This is a genomic window from Nocardiopsis valliformis DSM 45023 (assembly GCF_000340985.1).
GTDB classification, from domain to species: Bacteria; Actinomycetota; Actinomycetes; order Streptosporangiales; family Streptosporangiaceae; genus Nocardiopsis; species Nocardiopsis exhalans.
Genome location: NZ_ANAZ01000019.1, coordinates 16360 through 33595, shown reverse-complemented (window position 1 = coordinate 33595; position 17236 = coordinate 16360). Strand labels below are relative to the sequence as shown.

Sequence of the window (17236 nt, the reverse complement as noted above, 5' to 3'; positions counted from 1 at the left end):
AAGCACGCCGTGCCCCAGCTCGCCATCGCCAAGGAATTCCTGGCGGAGTACGCCGCCCTGGAGAAGCCCGTACGCGAACGGGTCACCCAGGTGTTCGCCAAGTTCGAGCAGGCCACCCACACCGGCCTGCACCTGGAGAAGATCAACAACGCGCGGGACGACCGGTTCCGCACGATCCGCGTGGACCAGTTCTGGCGGGGTGTGGTCCTGGCCCCGAGGAACGGCGACACCTACACGCTGATGAAGGTGCTCCCGCACGACGACGCCTACGCCTGGGCCGGGCGGCGCAGAGCCTCGGTGAACAGCGTGACCGGTGGCATCGAGGTGCGCGACGTCGACACGATCGACTCCACCCTGCCGCATCTGGAACGCGTCGCCGAGCACGTGCCGACCCGGCTGTTCGAGGGTGTCAAGGACGCGGAACTGCGCCGCCTGGGCGTGGACGAGCAGACCCTGGGGTTCGCCCGGACGCTGACCGACTCCTTCCAGCTGGAGGCGGCGCGCGGACTGCTGCCCGCCGTCCAGTGGGAGGTGCTGTACGGGCTGGCCGCGGGGCTCACCCCCGAGCAGGTCTGGGAGGAGATGGGCGCGGCCATCGTCGAGGGCGAGGTGGACCCCGAGGACCTGGACGCGGCGGTGCGGCGCAGCCCGGATCGCGTGCTGCTGGTGGAGGGCCCCGAGGAGCTGACGGCGGCGCTGGAGTCACCCTTCGACCTGTGGCGGATCTACCTGCACCCGGCCCAGCGCGCGGTGGTCGAGGCGTCCTACGGCGGTCCCGCCCGGGTGAGCGGCGGGCCCGGGACCGGAAAGACCGTGGTGGCGCTACACCGCGCCCAGCAGCTGGCCGAGCGCGGAGAGGGCGAGGTCCTGCTGACCACGTTCACCTCGACTCTGGCTGCCGCGTTGGAGGCCCAGCTGCGGCTGCTGGTGGAGTCCCGGAGCGAGAACCCCGAGGAGGTCCTGGGGCGGATCCGGGTGGAGCACGTGGACCGGCTGGCGCACCGGGTGTTCCGGGAGGAGCACGGCCAGCCCGACCTGCTGGACCCCGCGCGCGAGCGCGCGCTGTGGCAGGAGGTCGTGGACGGGCTGGGGGTCGACCTGTCGCCCTCGTTCCTGGCCGAGGAGTGGCGCCAGGTGGTGCTGACCCGCCGGGTGGACGACGCTCAGGCATACCTGGAGGCCAAACGGACAGGTCGGGGGCGCGGGCTGAACGCGGCGCGCAAGGCCCAGGTGTGGCAGGCGGTGCACTCCTTCCGGAGCCTGCTCGCCGAGCGGGGACTGTGGACGCACGAGACGGTGAGCGAGGAGGCCGCCCGGGTCCTGGCCGGGCGTGCGGAGAAGCCGTTCCGGCACGTGGTGGTGGATGAGGCGCAGGACCTGCACGCGGGTCAGTGGCGGCTGCTGCGGGCCGCGGTGGCCGAGGCCGGGGACGACCTGTTCGTCGCGGGCGACACCCACCAGCGGGTGTACGGGCCCAAGGTGAGCCTGGCCGAGGTCGGGATGAACATCCGCGGCCGTTCCAGCAAGCTGCGGATCAACTACCGGACCACCGCGCAGATCCTCGGGTGGAGTCTGGGGCTGGTCCTCGGGGAACCGGTGGACGACATGGACGGCGGTCTGGACTCCATCGCCGGCTGCCGGTCGGAGATCCGCGGTGAGAAGCCGGTGCTGCACGGGGCCGCCACCTGGGAGGCGGAGCTGGGGCACCTGAAGGAGACCGTGGGCTCCTGGGTCGAGGCCGGGGTGCTGCCCGACGAGATCGGGGTGGCCGCCCGTTCCAAGCGCGCGGTGGAGCAGGCCGTGCTGGCTCTGGAGGAGGCGGGGCTGGCCGCCCGGTCGCTGGCCAAGGGGCAGGCGGTCGGCAGTGTCCCGGTCGGCACGATGCACCGGATGAAGGGGTTGGAGTTCCGCTGCCTGGCCGTGGTGGGCGCGGGCGGGGACCAGCTTCCCGCACCGCGGAGCGTCACTCCCGAGGAGGAGGACCCCGGTGCGCACGCCCGTGACCTGTTGCGGGAGCGGAGTCTGCTGTTCGTGGCGTGCACGCGGGCGCGCGAGCAGCTGAGCGTGAGCTGGCACCGTGCGCCGAGCCCCTTCCTCGAAGCGGTTCTGGACCGCTGACCCCCGTAACTGACGTAGAACCCCGACGAGAAAGTCAGCCCCCATGGCGAAACTGTCCATGCTCCTCGATCAGATCGACGCCGGAACCGTGCTGTTGCCGGAGTTCCAGCGCGGCTACGTGTGGAACCGCGACCAGGTGCGCGGTCTGATGCGTTCCATGTACCTGGGCCACCCGGTGGGCAGTTTGCTGCTGTGGGAGACCTCCGCCGAGGAGATGGCGGTGCGCGGCGGCAGCGCCGGAAACGGCACCCACCTGCTGCTCCTGGACGGTCAGCAGCGCATCAGCTCCCTGTACGGGGTGGTCCGGGGGCGGGCCCCGGCGTTCTTCGAGGGTGACGACAAGGCGTTCACGGGGCTGCAGTTCAACGTGGACACCGAGGTGTTCGAGTTCTACCGGCCGCTGAAGATGACCGACAACCCGCACTGGGTGGACGTCACCGAACTGTTCCAGCAGGGACCGGTCCCCTACCTGACCCGGTTCGCCGACGACCCGGCCAAGGCCAACCTGTACCTGACCCGGCTCAACCGGCTGAGTCAGATCGTCGACAAGAACTTTCCCCAGGAGGAGATCACCGGGGCGGAGCGCACCGTCGACGAGGTCGTGGACATCTTCAACCGGGTCAACTCCGGCGGCACCAAGCTGTCCAAGGGCGACCTAGCGCTGGCCAAGCTGTGCGCCCAGTGGCCGGACGCGCGCACGTCCATGCGTTCGGCGCTGGGGCGGTGGGAGGAGGCCGGGTTCTCGTTCAGCCTCGACTGGCTGCTGCGCAACGCCACCGCGGTCGCGACGGGCCGGGCCCTGTTCACCGCCCTGGACAAGGTGGACGCTCCCGCCTTCCAGCGGGCGCTGGAGGGTTCGGTCAACCACGTGGGCACGTTCCTGGAAGCGGTCTCGGGGCGGCTGGGGCTGGACCACGACCGGGTGCTGATGGGGCGGTACGCGCTGCCGGTGGTCTCCCGGCTGCTGGAGCTCAACGGGGGCCGGTTCGACGACGCCCGGCACCGGGACCGGGTCCTGTACTGGTACGTGCACAGCGCGCTGTGGGGGCGCTACACGGGTTCCACGGAGACCTACCTGCAGGTCGACTACGACACCCTGAAGAGTTCGGGGGTGGACGGGCTGATCGATTCCCTGGCCCGGCTGCGCGGCGGGAACCTGGAGATCCGCCCGCACGACTTCGAGGGCGCGACCAAGGGCGCACGGTTCTACCCGCTGCTGTACATGCTGACCCGGGTGCACGGCGCCCGGGACTTCGGCAGTGGTCTGGAGTTGCGGGCCGAGTCCCTGGGACGCCTGTCCTCATTGCAGGTCCACCACATCTTCCCCAAGAAGGTGCTGCGCAACAGGTACGAGAGCAGGCAGGTGAACGCGATCGCGAACTTCTGCTTCCTCACCCAGCAGACCAACCTGGAGGTCACCGACCGCACGCCCGAGGAGTACTTCGCCGAGGTCGAGGCGCGCCACCCCGGGGTGCTGGCCTCGCAGTGGATCCCCACCGACCCCGAGCTGTGGAAGGTGGAGAACTACGAGGAGTTCCTGGCAGCCCGCCGGGAGCTGCTGGCCGAGGCAGCGGAGACCTTCCTCGGTGGGCTGGCCTCGGGCGGCGAGAGCTCCGGGGAGGAGGCGCTGCGCCCGGTGACGGTTCTGGCCGACGAGCCCGACGACGCCCGTTCGGTGCAGATCCAGGAGATGGTGGACGAACTGCTCCGGCTGGGTTTCGCCAAGCCCGAGCTGGACGCCGAGATCAACGACCCGGAGCGGGGTCGGGCGATCGCCGAGGCGGAGGCGTTCTGGCCGGACGGCCTCCAGCACGGCCTGGGCAAACCGGTCGTCCTGGAGCTGGATCCCGAGCAGGCGGACCTGCCCCGGTTGCAGGAGCTGGGTTATGAGGTCTTCACCTCGGTGGACTCGCTGCTGGGCTTCGTGAACCGGCTGGGTCAGGAGGCGGCCGGGGAGATCGCGGGAGAGGCGGAGCGGGACCGGTTCGCCGAAGCGGAGGAGGATTCTGCCGGTGGCCCCGAGACCGCCGACTTCGGTCGGGCGATGCTCACGGTGTACGAACGGGCCAAGAACGAGGCCGACTACACCGCCTCGTTCTTCCTGGGCATGATCTCCGAGCTGGGCCCTCTGGGCACGGCCCGCAAGCTGCTGAACTCCCCCGCGGTCTCCGACGGGTTCGCGAACCTGTGGGAGCGGGGGCGGCTGGACCTGACGGTGGAGGCGCTGGTGCTGCGACCGGAGTTCGCCCCGCTGTTCACCGAGGAGGAGCTGGCGAGGGCGAGGACCCGGCTGGAGCAGTTCGGGTACCGGTTCCTGGACGAGTAAGAGGGGTTCTTGGACGGATAGGACAGGGTTTGGTGGCCCCGCGTCCGGCCACGGGGCCACCTGTGTCCCGTGGCCGGTATCCGCCTCAGCCGGCCGAACGCAGAAAGGGCGGGTTGAGCAGGGTCGCGGCTCCCTTGCGGTAGAGAGCCGCCGGACGTCCGGCGGCCTGGGGGCGCTGGTCTCCGGTCGGCTCCACGAAACCCTCGGCCCTGGTGACCCTGCGCCGGAAGTTGCTGGGGTCCAAAGCGCGCCCCCACACGACCTCGTAGACGTTGCGCAGCTCGGGAAGGGTGAAGGGCTCGGGGCAGAAGGCCGTCGCGACAGTCGTGTACTCGAGGGTGCTGCGGGTTTGCTCCACCGCGTCCTCGACGATGCGAGCGTGATCGAAGGCCAGCGCTCCGGGGTCACCGAGCAGTTCGGCCGCCGGGGCCCAATAGGCGTGCGCGGCGTCGGTGCCGCCCACGGGTGCGGGGAGGTTCGGTCCCAGGGCGAGGTAGGCGATCGTCACCACCCTGCCCCGGGGATCTCTGCCGGGGTCTCCGTAGGCACCAAGCTGCTCCAGGTGCAGGAGTGAGCCATCGATGGCGGTTTCCTCCAACAGTTCCCGGTGTGCGCCCTGATCGAGGGTCTCGTCGGACCGCACCCGTCCGCCGGGCAGCGCCGCGCGCCCCAGGAAGGGGTCGGCGCCCCTCTCCACCAGCAGCACCATCAGCCTGTCGTCCCTGATCGTGAAGATGGCAAGATCCACGGTCACCAACGACAGCTCCACCCCCGTGGACCTCTTCAAGCGGTCATCCACCGCATCCCCCTTAAAGGTCACCTTGACTTTAACTCGCTTCTGTACTTATGGTCATCATGACCATTATCCCCCCGAGGCAGAGACCGGTATGACCACCCTCCATACAGCCCCAGGTCAGGAAACCCCTACGGAAGCACCCACCGACGCCACCCGCCACCTGTGCGCCGGTGTCTATGTCAACGAGAAATTCCGCGACCTCGTCATCGGCGAGATCTGCACGACCCCCTACCGCCGCGTAGCCCCCTCTTACGGCTTCGATCTCGTACCCGTCATGCGCCACGCCTGGTGGGCCACCCACATGTCCACTTTCCTCCGCCTGACGATGCTCGCCTCGGTTGCCGCTCCCTTCTTCCTGGGACACCCCGTGACGACGGCGCTGACCGCGGGCGGGCTCGCCCTCCTTCTCCTACTGGACCGGGCGGTCAGCCTGTCCGCGGAGATCGCCCGGTCCGACGAGCAACGGATGTCCCACAGCAGCAAGCGGAAGCGCTCCCTGAAACTCCCCTCAGTGCGGGACTGGAAGTACAAGGAAGAGGTCCGCACGCTCAAGCGCCTCGGAATCGCGGCCCTGACCGTCGGGCTCGTCATGGCCGTCCTGGGGATGAGCTCCCCGCAGCAGTCGATTCTCGCGGGATATCTGGGGTGTGCGGTCCTGGGAGCCGCGGCCCTGATGGGCGCGGTCCGCCAAGTGCGCATCAACCGCGTCCACAAGGCCGAGACGACCCTGCGCCCAAGGAAGCTCTCTGCACGAGAGAAAGTCGTCTCCGTTCAACAGGACCATCCCTGTGTCGTCTACCGCCGCCCGGCACACAAGGGCAAGGACGCCGAGGAGCGCGAGAAGAACTCCGTGTTCATGCTCTTCGGCGAGAAGTCACCCTTCATCGGTGCGGGCGAACTCATCCACCAGTGGAACCCACCCATGAGCGTCCAGCTCCTACGGCCGGGGAGCGATGATCAGCCGTTGCATGAGCGGGAGCATCGCTACCCGCCCTTCGAACCCCACGAGTTGGTGGACCACCTGCGCTCGGCCGTCCATCAACTCCGGGGCGACGACGAGAACGTCCGGCTCCCCGTGGACGTGCGGGATCGGGTCTACGTCGCCGAAGCCGATGCCTCGGGTGACCGCTCCCTACTCAGAGGCGCGATCGGCGAAGCCTCGATGCGCCGCATCATCGACGAGCAGGATCCCACCCGCCACCACTTTCTCGAGATGAGCGTCCCCGACGCGGGATCGGAACTCGTGGCCACCGTCCTCCTCCAGGTCGGCCTGCGGGGACGCACCCTCAGCCTGTCCTCCGCCGCATGCGTCCTGACCAGGACCCCGGACAGCTTCAGAAAGGCGGAGGAGTTCGGTCAGCACGGCAAACGAGCCGTGGTCGGGGCGGCCTTCGGAGCGCTGGGAAGCCTTCCCCGAGAGGCCGGCAGCCTCTGGCATGTCGTGCGCTACCCCCTCGTCCTGGCCAAGGCCCTCCTGCTGTACCGGCGGGACCTGACGTTGACCCCCATCCGCAACGTCTCCATCGGCAGCCGCCTCAGTGTCCGTGAGGAACAGGCGCAGGAGTGGAGCAAGGCGCAGTTCGACAAGACCCGTCTCCTCGGTCACGTGAAGAACATCGAGCAGCGCCTCCTCAAGGCCACCAGCGGCTTCCTCCACTCCAGAGGGGTCGACATCTCCGATTTCGACGACCGTGCGATGCAGATCATCAACAGCGGCATCGTCAACCTCGGCGGCACCAACGACATCAGCAACAACGTCGTCGGCCACGCAACACAGATCAACAACAACGTTCCCCAGTGGGGATCCGGCCCCTCCCAGAACGGAAACTCGGCATGAGCAAGGGCAACTTCCCCGACAACAGCGGCATCGTCAACCTCGGCGGCACCAACAAGCTCGACAACAACGTCGTCGGCCACGCAACACAGGTCAACAATCACTGGGCATCCCCCTCCTCCGTTCCTTCTCCCGCGGGCACAGGGCTGGCAGAAAAGCAGCAGAGCTGGGACATCGGACTCGTCACGATCCTCTCCAAGGAGATGCAGGCGGTCACCGACCAGCTCGACCTGAGCACCGGGAAACGACTCGACGGGCTCTTCTTCGCCACCGGGGAGGTCACCACCGACAGCGGTACCGTCACCGTGGCAGCCACCCAGACCCACAGCCCCGGGCAGCGGTCCGTGATGTCCGCCCTGGACCACCTGCGCCGCCACTTCGCCCCACGCATGTGGGTCCTCGTCGGCATCGGGGGCGGTCTCCACCCCGAGTACGCCCGAATCGGCAACGTCATCGTCTCCACTCGGGTCGTCTACTACGAATCACGCAAGATCAAGGCCGGAGGCCAGGTCCAGCCGCGGGGTGAGGAACGCCAGGCTCCGGCACGAATCGTGCACGCGGTGAACGCCTACTTCACCGACCGCGGCGAGCCCGCGCAGATCCGCGGTCAGGCCAGGGGCCACCGGAAGCGGACCTTCGAGGTGTTCCCGGGACTGATCGGTTCCGGGGAGGCGGTCATCGCCGACCAGGACAGCGAGATCCGCGGATTCCTGACGGGCTACAACGACAAGGTCCTGGCCGTGGACATGGAGTCCGGCGGACTCAGCCAGTACTGGCAGGAGAACTCCGTGGGAGAGGCGCCCAACCCCGACTGGGTCGTGGTCCGGGGTATCTCCGACAACGCCGACCAGCAAAAGAACGACGATGGCCACGACCTGGCAGCCCGCAACGCGGCCCACGTCGTCAGGGAGCTCCTGCCCTACCTGTGCTGATCAGCGGAGAGGTCCGCCACCGGCCCATCCTGTGACGACGGGAGTCCTCATGACCGCCTTCCTCCTCGGAGTGTTCAGCTCCCTGCTGGCCACCGCACTCGTGTGCGTCACGGGATGGTTCCGCTCCGGCCGACCCCGCTGGTGGCTGGTGGGGCTGCTCTCCCGGCTCACCGGAACAGGGATCACCCGCCTGTACCGCCAGCAGCGTTTCGCCGAACCGGACCTGGCCCGCGACCTCAAGCGGGCCAGATGGGTCAAGGTCCTGGCGGGCAGGGGCAACGTACTCACTCGGGACGCCTTCGCACCACTGTGGTCAGGGGCCCCGACCCCGGTCCGGGTTCTGCTGCCCGACCCCGCCAGCAGCCGGGAAGCCTGGTTGTCGAGACGGGCGCAGGACCTGGGCCGGACCGACCCCGGCATCGGACCGGAGCTACTCGAGGCACAGGTGCGAGCCAACACCGACTACCTGGAGCGGGTCGGGCAGCACAACCCCGGCGTGAACCTGCGCCTGTTCGATCTGCCCAACACCTTCCGAGTCATCGCTACGGACCGGGGCGCCTACCTCACCTTCTACGGCAGGCACGAGCACGGCCGCCACTCGCTCTGCCTCCACCTGAGCCCTTCTGGCGCACTGTACGAAGCGGCCCTCGGACTGTTCGACTTCGCCTGGGCCAACAGCTCGCCCGCGAGGAGCTCGGAGGGCGGCCGGTGAGCACCGGCCGACGCCGGTGCGCCGGTCCACCAGTACGAAGACCACGGATCGCGGCCTGCCCACAGCGTTGTCACGGCCTGGCCAAGTTCGCCGTGTTCCTCGCCCCCGCACGGGAAACAACCCGACCAGGTCGGTTCCCCAGAGTTCGACAGCCCACCGCTCAATCATTCTGCTCTCTGTCGGCGCGCTCGCTGTCCCCCACCGCCGCCCCCACCACACGGTGGAGGCGCTGGTGCTGCGGCCGGAGTTCGCTCCGCTGTTCACCGGGGAGGAGCTGGCGAGGGCGAGGAACCGCAGTGCGGGAACACCGCTTTGAGCGGAGCGACGGCGTGCCCCTTCGGAAATCTTCGGGGCACGCCGTCGTTGCGGGGTCACCGGTAGCCGCAGTGCGGTGGCCTGCGAGGGAGGGGTACGGGCCGACGGGGGCCGCACTGGAGGGTCGGGGCGGAGCCCGGTGTGTTCGGGGGCGGCGGGCTCACGGCGAGGCGTTCGACGGAAGCGTTCGGGGTCGCCAGGAGGGCGAGCACGAGAAGACCGGAGCAAGGGGCGATGTGTCGCATGTGATCAGCCTCGCAGCGGCCGGGTGTCCGCGTGGCTGCCTCGGGTGATCAATGACGGCCGCTTCAGGCCAGACCCGCTGAGTTTGAGGCAGCGCGGTCGGTGAAAGCGTGCACTCCGAGGCGAAGGCGGAGCCCTCGGACAGAGCGGCTCGGATCGGGTCGGCTCACCTGTGCGAATGTCTCGGGCCACGATGCTCTCACGGCTGGTTTCACCGGCCTGGTCCGGCGTGGCTGGATCGCACCCGGGGGCAGCCTTCTCATTCGAGGACGAGCTGGAGGTCGAGGCCGCTGCTGGGGTGATAGCTCCAGGTGGCGCTCATTCCCTCCCATTCGGCTGATAGCCGTCCGTCCAGGGCGCGGGTGCTGCTGATCTGGTTGAGGACGTGGTCGGGGACCTCCAGTTCGGCGAGAACGCAGTCGACATCGGTGATGGCGAGTCCACTGAAGTCCTCGTTGCCCTCGGTCCCCAGGTGGAGGCTGCGGCCGCTGTCGCCAAGGGAGGCACCCGACTGGTTGTCGAGCCCGCATGCGCTCACCGCGTCCTCGAGAGGGGTGCTCTGGTCTGCTTCCACTTCCTCTGCGGCTTCCTCGCTTGTCTGCGGTCCGGAGGCCGCCCCCTGACCGGAGCCGTCGCTGAGCCCTTGAAGGGCCAGGGTTCCCAATGAGCCGAGCACGAGGCCGACGAAAACGGCCAGACAGGCGCTGAGTAGCAGCGCACCGGCCCCGAAGCGCCTCCGCGGGGCGGTCGGCGGTAGCCGGTGGGCAAGGGGGTTCGACCCGGGAGGGGCCGGCTCGGGAGGGTCCGGCTCGGGAGGGTCCGGCTCGGGAGGGCGCAGGGTCGGCATCAAAACCTCCGGTGACGGATGTACGCACACCTTAGCGGAATGACCCTTTTGTGAGATATAAACCCTTTTGCCCCTTTTTGGCACGCGGCACACGGCACTACCACTGATCGTCCCGACCCCAGGGCGGCAGCCATTCCTACCGGACCCGCGGCTGGGCGACCCGTCTCGTGGTCGCCCCGCAGGGGAACACCGAGCCGCAACGCTTACAGGTACCGCAGCGCTGCTACGCTCCCGGCCCCCAGAACAGGAGTCAGCCCACCTCCTCCACTGGCCGCCTCGATCAGGCACCGGCTTTGTTACCTGGGTGGCGCGAGACCAAAGAACAACTCGAAGGAGCACACCGGGGTCTTACTACTGGAAAGCGACCCTCTCCCCGCTCCAGGTTCCGAATTCCTTGCACTTGAACAAGCTTCTTCAGTGCTTCGGAGACGGTTCCATGTTTTTCGGAACTGAGGCCCCGAAACCCTTGGGATACTCCGACCAGGGGATTCTTGCGATTCTCGGGGAAGTCCCAAGTCCTCGGCTGCTTCTGGCAACTCAGGGGTTGGGGCGCACGGGGCAGCCGTTGGCTCGGATGTCCCGTGGGGTCCCGGTCGCGGCGGGACCCGTCCGGTCCTTGAGCCCCGAGTTTCTCCAGCAGATTCCCGAGTTGAAACCCCCGTCGCCCGGCGACGGGGGTCAGCTGTCTGTTCGGGCCTTCGCCCGCATACCGCCTGTGCTCCAGCACGTGGTTTCGCGAACCATCACGGTTCCGCCGAGGTCACTCCCCCAGAATGTGTGGGATGCGGTTCCTGTCGTGGCGGAGCTCCGTCACGGGTCGGTGGCCGGCGGCCTTCGCCGTTGTGCTGTTCACCGCGATGCCCGGACCGGATGGCGACACAGGCTGGTGCTCTGCGGCTAGGTGAAGATCTCCAGCAGCAGGACGATCAGGCCGATGGCGAGCATCGCGAAGAAGATGAAGTAACAGCCCACGTTCCCGGTCGGCCCCGGGTCGCGGGTGGGGCCCCGGTGGATGTCGTTCTTACCGCGTCCGGGCTTGCGCTTCTTCTTTCGGGCGGCCACGTGATCCGTCCTCGTCGTGCGTGGGGGATGTCAGGGGCGAGCGTGTCATGTGAGTCGGGTGTGGGGCAAGCCCCGGCGTGTCAGGAACGCTCGGGTTCCCTGGCCTCCTCGGCGCCTTCGGCGTCCTTGGGCGCCTTGCGGGCCCAGTAGGTCGCCGCGGCGGCTCCGGACAGGTTGTGCCAGACCGAGAACAGCGCCCCGGGCAGCGCGGCGATCGGTTCGAAGTGGGTGGTGGCCAGGCTCGCGGCCAGCCCCGAGTTCTGCATGCCGACCTCAACACTCACCGCACGGCGCGCGCTCTCGGGCATCCGGCCGAAGTAGCCCACCAGGTAACCGACGGTCAGACCAAGGGTGTTGTGCGCGATCACGGCCAGGGCCAGCAGCAGACCGGTGGTGAGCACGGCGTCGGCGTTGGCGCCCACCACCCCGGCGACGACCAGCACGATGCCGGCGACCGAGACCAGCGGCATCAGGGGCAGGAGCGGGGCCACGAAGCGTTCGGCGAAGGTGCGCAGCAGCAGGCCCGCGATGACGGGGAGCAGCACGACCTGAAGGATCGACACGAACAGGGCGCTCGCGGAGACCGGCAGGGTCGAACCGGCCAGGCCCAGCACCAGCAGCGGGGTCAGGAAGGGCGCCAGCAGGGTGGAGATGGAGGTCATCGCGACCGAGAGCGCCACGTCGCCGCGGGCCAGGTAGACGATGACGTTGGAGGCGGTGCCGCCGGGTGAGGCACCGACCAGGATCATGCCGACCACCAGCAGCGGCGGCAGGTTGAACGCGTGCGCGATGCCCCAGGCCAGCAGCGGCATGACCGTGTACTGGGCGGCCACGCCCAGGAGGACGGCCTTGGGGTGCTTGGCCACGATGGCGAAGTCCACCGGACGCATCGTGAGACCCATACCGAACATGATGATGCCGAGCAGCAGGGGCACGTGGGGTGTGATGAGCGAGGCCTGCGCCGGGACGAGCATCCCGATGATCGCCCCGGCCAGGACCAGGACCGCGAACCATGTGCCGACGAAGTCGGCGACCTTCCTGATGACCTTCATCGCGTACTTCTTCCCGTGTCCGTGCACGTCCGCCCCGGTTCACACGAGCCGCGACCGGGTTTGGGGAACCCTACTCCCAGCACGCCCGGTGGGCGCCCGGCGGGGCGGTGAATCCACGGTCCGGTTTCGGTTCCCCGAGTCAGAGGTCCCGGGAACAGACCTTGTCGGGCAGACCCGGTGGAAGCGCACCGACTTCGTCCGCGGTGAGTTCACGTCCGGCGACCGCGCAGAGGTGCTCTTTCCACAGTTGCGGGTTGAGGCGAAGCAGGCTCATCCGTCCGCCCTGCGCGGGTGCGCGCAGCAGTGCCTGTCCGTCCCGGGTCACCGCCGCGAACCCCTGGGGCCCACCGAACTGGTAGGTCTCCCTGTGGGTGGGGTCATCCGCCCGCAGGAACTGCACCGAGCCGCCGGTGGCCAGGATGAACGCGGGCCCTTCGGGTGCGGCCAGCGTCCACCCGTTCGACGGGAGCGGCCCGAGGGAGCCCACCACCTTCTCAGGGGTCCCGCCTGGGGGCACCGACCACAGCTCCACTATTCCACCGGTGTCCAGCACGGCCATGTACCGCGGGTCCTCGAGGAGGAAGGCCGCCACGACGTCGTCGATCCGGACGTCGAGTTCCTCCCGTCTCTCTCCGGTCGTCAGGTCCACCGCGTACAGGCCCGGTTCCCGGTCGATGTTGATCAGCACGTGGTCCAGCGCGGGGGAACCGAAGGCGGACACGGAATAGTACGGCTCCTCTTGTTCGGTGAGCCGCAGATCGTCCAGGTTCATGACGGACAGGCGTCGACCGGTACGGGCGTCCCAGAGTTCGAGGTCGGCTCCGGTGTGCGTCAGGATCCGGTCGTCGTCCAGGAACCGGACATGGAGGTACTCCAGGCGCTCCTCCCAGCCGGTCGAGGGCGCGATCGTGGTGAACTCGCTGACCCTGCGCAGTGAGGGCAGCTCGTAGACCGTGACCCGGTTGAGGTCCCCGATGTCCGCCACCAGTGACTCAGCGGGGTTGACCTGGATCATCTGGTCCGGATCCGCGGGTACGGCGAAGTCCCGGTCCACGCCGGCCAGGATCCGTTTCTCGCCTTCGGTCTCCTCCACGCGCAGGGTTCGGCCTTGCGGGCCCAGGCGGAGCACCATGGTGCCGCCGTCTCCGAGCAACCGCGGGTCGCCGTGGACGTCCATCCCCCCGGACTCGGGCATGCGCCATCCGGTGATCGTGTTGTCATCCTGGGTGACGATGACCGGATCACTCCCTGTTCCCAGCAGGGGAAAACGGCCTCTGCTCGCAGGCCGTTGCGGTCCGACGAGCTGTGCCACCTCGTCTGATCCCGAGGTATCGACGAGTTCCCACTCGTCATCCGTCCCGGGTACCACGAAGCGCTCCCCCCGCTCGGAGACGGCCGAACCGCCGCAGGAGGAGTACCCGCTGCTCTGACTGTGTTCCGCCAGTACCTCGCCGTCCGCCACCCGCAGGGCCCGGTAGTGGGCCTCCCTCGCCGTGAACCCGTCGGGGTCGGGGCTGCTCTCCTCCGTCCGGCAGACCACCGCCACGCCGCCGTCTCCAGAGGCCCCTACCTGCTGTCCGTCGACGTCCTCCGCAAGCGCACGCACCCTTCCGGTAGCGGCATCGATCGTCATCAGTGTGCCGGGGTCGGCGGCCACGGCCACCAGCGTGTCCTCGTCCGGGCCGAACCACACCTCCCTCAGGCGTGGTACGTCTTCGGGCAACGAGCGAGGCTTCCCCGTCTCCAGGTCCCAGACCTGGACCGGCCGGTCCGAATCGGCCGCCGACGTGCCGACCAGCAGTCGGGCCTCGGGCGAGAAGTCCATGACCCGCATTCCACCGAAGACCGTCACCCCCAGCGAAATGTCCTCCATCGCGCCTTCGAGCTGGTTCGGCGGTCCGAGCAGCCGTTCCCCCTCCGGCAGCACGTCGTGCCAGACCACGGTCCCGTCCACATCGTGCACGTAGGCGATCCGCCGACCGTCCCGGCTGACCGAGGGAAGCAGGACGTTCTCTTTGAGACCGAGCTGCTCCTGTCTGAGCCCGCCCTCGTCCGTACGCACGAACAGGGTGGCTCGGCCGCGAACGGTCCGCACCAGAATCACCGTCCCGTCCGCACTCATGACCGCCTCCTGGATCTGCCCCTCCGCCCCCGAGAGGACCCACTCGTTGTGCTGGAAGCTCAGATACCGGCGCATCAGCGCACTTCGGGCCTCCTCGGTCGGGGCGGTCTCGTACGCGGTGAGCGCGACCAGGGCCGCCTGGACCGGGTTGACCGACATCAGCTCGTCCGACTGGATCGCGAGCGATCGCGACATTCCCTCAGCCTCCCGTTCCGCTCGCACCCTGGACTCCTCCCAGAGGGTCCCGAGCAGTCCGCCCAGCACCACGAGGACCACGACGATCGCGCCTCCGGTCATCATCGCGGCGGCCCGGCGGCGCGCCCGGCGTCGGCGGGCCCGGCCGAGGAACTCCCGCTGCTCCCCGGTCAACTCCCCTTCCCGATGACTCAACTTGGCCTTCCAGCCGTCGAGCTGGGTGTGTCCGGGCAGCAGGTCCAGGGCACGCATCTTTTCCCGCCAGCGCTCCAGGTCATGCTGGATCTCCGCACGGACGGCCAGGAAGTCGGCGCTGGCCCCGGCCTCCTCGGCGAGCTCCGGCCACTCCCTGATGAGAGCCTCGTGGGACAGCTCCACACTCTGGGAGTGGCCGTCGCCGTGCAGGACCAGCAGGCGCCACTGGGGCCGGGCGAGCTCCTGCACCAGTTCCCAGAGCCGATCCCCGACCTCCGCCCTGGTCAGGACGCGCCGCAGGGGCGCCTCACCTCCGGGGAGGACCCGCACCAACCCGGTCAGCAGTCGGCGCTCCTGCTGCTCCTCCCCCGGTCTGACACAGGCCCGCCACGCTTGTTCGGCGTGGCGTTTCAGCGCACCGGACACCCGGCCCAGATCTTCGTAGGCCTCGCTGCTCAGCCGTCCTCCGCTCCGGCGCTCCCACAGTTTCGCCAGGACGAACCCGAGCAGCGGGAGGGCTCCGGGATCGTGTCCGGCGTCGTCCAGGATGCGCTGGTCGAGCCCGGGGTCGTACTCGACGCCCGGGATGCCGTTCAGCGGTCCGGTGATCACCTCGTGCAGTTGCTCCGGCCCCATGGGGGTGAGCGGAAGCGTGCTACCGCGCCGCAGCGCCGGTCCCACTCCCGGGTGGCTCAGAGCGGTGGCCATGAAATCGGCGCGCAGGGTGAGCAGCACCCGGAATCCATCCGTCCCGTTCTCCGGGAACAGGAGGGCGACGGTCCTGTCGATCTCCGGTTCCGGGAGGTTCAGGAGCGCTTCGGCCTGGTCGAGCACGATCAGGACGTTCGTGCCCTGACCCCCGGTGACCTGGTGAACGGTGTGCGCGATACCCGACTCGTCCAACCACTCCAGGACGCGCTCCGGGTCGGCCCGCCCCGCCCGTTCCCCGCCGTAGCGGCCCGATGCCGCCATCTCGGAGAGTTCCGTGGCCAGGGCCTTGCGCGGGGAGGCCGTGCGCCCGGCGTCGAGCACCACCACCTCGTAGCCGTGCTGACGCATCCTCGGCACCGCACCGGCGAGGGCGAGGGAGGACTTTCCGCATCCCGAGGGGCCGTACACGGTGACCGGAGCGCTTCCGCCGCGCAGCGCCTCGACCACCCGGTCGACATCGTCGCCCCGGCCGAAGAAGACGTCCGCGTCCGCCTCACCCAGAGCGGCCAGTCCGCGGAAGGGCGAGTCCGGGCGTACGACGGTCTCGAGTTCGGGCAGTTCCCTCAGGATCGTGTCGGTACGCAGCACGAAGGCCTGCTGGGCCTCCCGTTCGGGCTGGGACACGACCACGAGACCGATCGCCGAACCGAGTCCCTCGTCCCAGACCGGACCTCCGCTGAAGCCCTGCTTGACGTGCGTCGTCTGTCCGTCGGCGCGGGAGAGCTGGACCCACCCCTCCTCCGTGCTTCCGCCGAGGAGCCCCCGTATCCACCGAGTGGTCGGTTCCGATTCGGTGAAGCCCACCGCCCGGGCCGGGTGCCCCCACACGTCCTCCGGTTCGGCCAGGGGCAGGGGATGCGTGCCGGGCACGGGTTCGCGCAGCCGCAGGAGCGCGACGTCCCCCGTCCAGTCGGTCCTGGCCGGTATCCACCGCTCTACCTCGGCCGGCCTCGGGCTGAAACCGCGGGCGGCCGGTCCCGCCAGCGGAAAATCGACCATGACCTCCGCCCCGGGGTCCTCCGGATTCGGGCCGGGCTCCCCCAAGCAGTTGGTCACCACATGCGCGCAGGTCAGCACCAGGTCCGGGGCGATGAGGGCACCCGTACCGCGGGGGCGCCCGTCCTGACCGGCGATGCGGGCGACCCCCGAGTCCAGTGCCTGACCCGCACTCCGTGGGGCAGTCCCCGTCATGGGGCCCCTGCCGGTCCAGCGGAAAACCACCGGTGCCCCGGCCGGTCGCGATCAGCTGACATGGCGCGTCACCCGTTTTTCACTTCGGGCTTGCTTTTCCACTTCAGGCTCACCGAGAAATTGGCCTCGGTGGTGGTGCTCGCGATGACCAGGTCCGCTTCCGCGGACAGCGAGATCCCGAACTCCAGGGTGACCTCCTCCGGGGCGTCCGCCATTCCCTTGACCTGCCCGACGAAGCTCTCCGCGACCGGCCGCACGGTACCGAGCATCTGGGAGAAGGTCTTCCTGGCCCGCACGACGGAACGGTCGCCGCGACCCACCGGAACGATGGAATCGTCCGCGGCGCGCACCTGAACCAGGACGGTTTCCGCGCCGTCCTCGCCCAACGGCACCTCGACCGTGCGGAGAAAGTGTTCCGTCATTTCGCGCTCCAACAATCGGGAGCTGAGATTTTAACCAACCGGGAGTTCTCCGCGCCACAAAACCCGGGCCATTCTTTCTACTGGCCCGGCCACACCGCTGCCACCTGCTGTTTATCATCGAAAACCAGCGAACACGAGCAGGGAATTGAATCCCTCAGTTTAT

The 17236-nt window shown here is 68.8% G+C and carries 11 protein-coding genes; 5 read left to right on the top strand and 6 right to left on the bottom strand.

The window, feature by feature from the left end:
* Positions 1-9: 9 nt before the first annotated feature.
* Positions 10-2118 (top strand): UvrD-helicase domain-containing protein, encoded by a 2109-nt coding sequence (locus tag D457_RS0119015; protein WP_017582262.1) that lies wholly within the window; start codon positions 10-12, stop codon positions 2116-2118.
* Positions 2119-2161: 43 nt separating this feature from the next.
* Complete coding sequence (locus tag D457_RS0119010; protein ID WP_017582261.1) at positions 2162-4444, top strand: GmrSD restriction endonuclease domain-containing protein; 2283 nt, start codon at positions 2162-2164, stop codon at positions 4442-4444.
* 85 nt (positions 4445-4529) lie between these two features.
* On the opposite strand, the gene D457_RS0119005 is transcribed toward D457_RS0119010, so the two are convergent.
* A complete protein-coding gene (locus D457_RS0119005) occupies positions 4530-5243 on the bottom strand; it encodes an NUDIX hydrolase (RefSeq protein WP_026116796.1) in 714 nt (237 codons plus the stop codon).
* A gap of 88 nt (positions 5244-5331) precedes the next feature.
* Between D457_RS0119005 and D457_RS0119000 the strand changes: the two genes are divergently transcribed.
* Genes D457_RS0119000 through D457_RS0118990 form a run of 3 tightly spaced genes read left to right on the top strand, consistent with a single transcriptional unit; the run spans position 5332 to position 8718 of the window.
* Positions 5332-7077, top strand: a complete 1746-nt coding sequence (locus D457_RS0119000; protein WP_017582259.1) for a hypothetical protein — start codon at positions 5332-5334, stop codon at positions 7075-7077.
* Complete coding sequence (locus D457_RS0118995) at positions 7074-8006, top strand: 5'-methylthioadenosine/S-adenosylhomocysteine nucleosidase family protein (RefSeq protein ID WP_017582258.1); 933 nt, start codon at positions 7074-7076, stop codon at positions 8004-8006. The genes D457_RS0119000 and D457_RS0118995 overlap by 4 nt, the downstream gene beginning before the upstream one ends.
* A 49-nt stretch (positions 8007-8055) precedes the next feature.
* On the top strand, positions 8056-8718 hold the full coding sequence (locus tag D457_RS0118990; protein WP_017582257.1) for a hypothetical protein: 663 nt from the start codon (positions 8056-8058) through the stop codon (positions 8716-8718).
* An 817-nt stretch (positions 8719-9535) separates the two neighbouring features.
* Here the strand turns inward: D457_RS0118990 and D457_RS0118985 are convergent.
* The 5 genes from D457_RS0118985 to D457_RS0118965 all read right to left on the bottom strand — a co-directional run bounded on the left by D457_RS0118985 (position 9536) and on the right by D457_RS0118965 (position 17073).
* Positions 9536-9952, bottom strand: coding sequence for a hypothetical protein (locus D457_RS0118985; protein ID WP_152514284.1), 417 nt, complete (start codon positions 9950-9952; stop codon positions 9536-9538).
* A 1068-nt stretch (positions 9953-11020) separates the two neighbouring features.
* Entirely contained in the window at positions 11021-11185 is a 165-nt protein-coding gene (locus tag D457_RS36495; RefSeq protein WP_017582255.1) for a hypothetical protein, read from the bottom strand.
* An 80-nt stretch (positions 11186-11265) separates the two neighbouring features.
* The gene (locus tag D457_RS0118975) at positions 11266-12237 is read right to left on the bottom strand and encodes a bile acid:sodium symporter family protein (protein ID WP_017582254.1); all 972 of its coding nucleotides are present in this window, start codon (positions 12235-12237) and stop codon (positions 11266-11268) included.
* Between the two features lie 139 nt (positions 12238-12376).
* A complete protein-coding gene (locus D457_RS0118970; RefSeq protein WP_017582253.1) occupies positions 12377-16651 on the bottom strand; it encodes an nSTAND1 domain-containing NTPase in 4275 nt (1424 codons plus the stop codon).
* A 68-nt stretch (positions 16652-16719) separates the two neighbouring features.
* Complete coding sequence (locus D457_RS0118965; protein WP_017582252.1) at positions 16720-17073, bottom strand: CU044_2847 family protein; 354 nt, start codon at positions 17071-17073, stop codon at positions 16720-16722.
* Between the last annotated feature and the right edge of the window lie 163 nt (positions 17074-17236).

Excerpts from the sequence above, each read along its gene's own strand:
- D457_RS0119010 (WP_017582261.1), top strand. The coding sequence starts at position 2,162 with ATGGCGAAACTGTCCATGCTCCTCGATCAGATCGACGCCGGAACCGTG.
- D457_RS0118995 (WP_017582258.1), top strand. The coding sequence starts at position 7,074 with ATGAGCAAGGGCAACTTCCCCGACAACAGCGGCATCGTCAACCTCGGC.
- D457_RS0118970 (WP_017582253.1), bottom strand. The coding sequence starts at position 16,651 with ATGACGGGGACTGCCCCACGGAGTGCGGGTCAGGCACTGGACTCGGGG.
- D457_RS0119000 (WP_017582259.1), top strand. The coding sequence starts at position 5,332 with ATGACCACCCTCCATACAGCCCCAGGTCAGGAAACCCCTACGGAAGCA.
- D457_RS0118975 (WP_017582254.1), bottom strand. The coding sequence starts at position 12,237 with ATGAAGGTCATCAGGAAGGTCGCCGACTTCGTCGGCACATGGTTCGCG.
- D457_RS0118990 (WP_017582257.1), top strand. The coding sequence starts at position 8,056 with ATGACCGCCTTCCTCCTCGGAGTGTTCAGCTCCCTGCTGGCCACCGCA.
- D457_RS0118965 (WP_017582252.1), bottom strand. The coding sequence starts at position 17,073 with ATGACGGAACACTTTCTCCGCACGGTCGAGGTGCCGTTGGGCGAGGAC.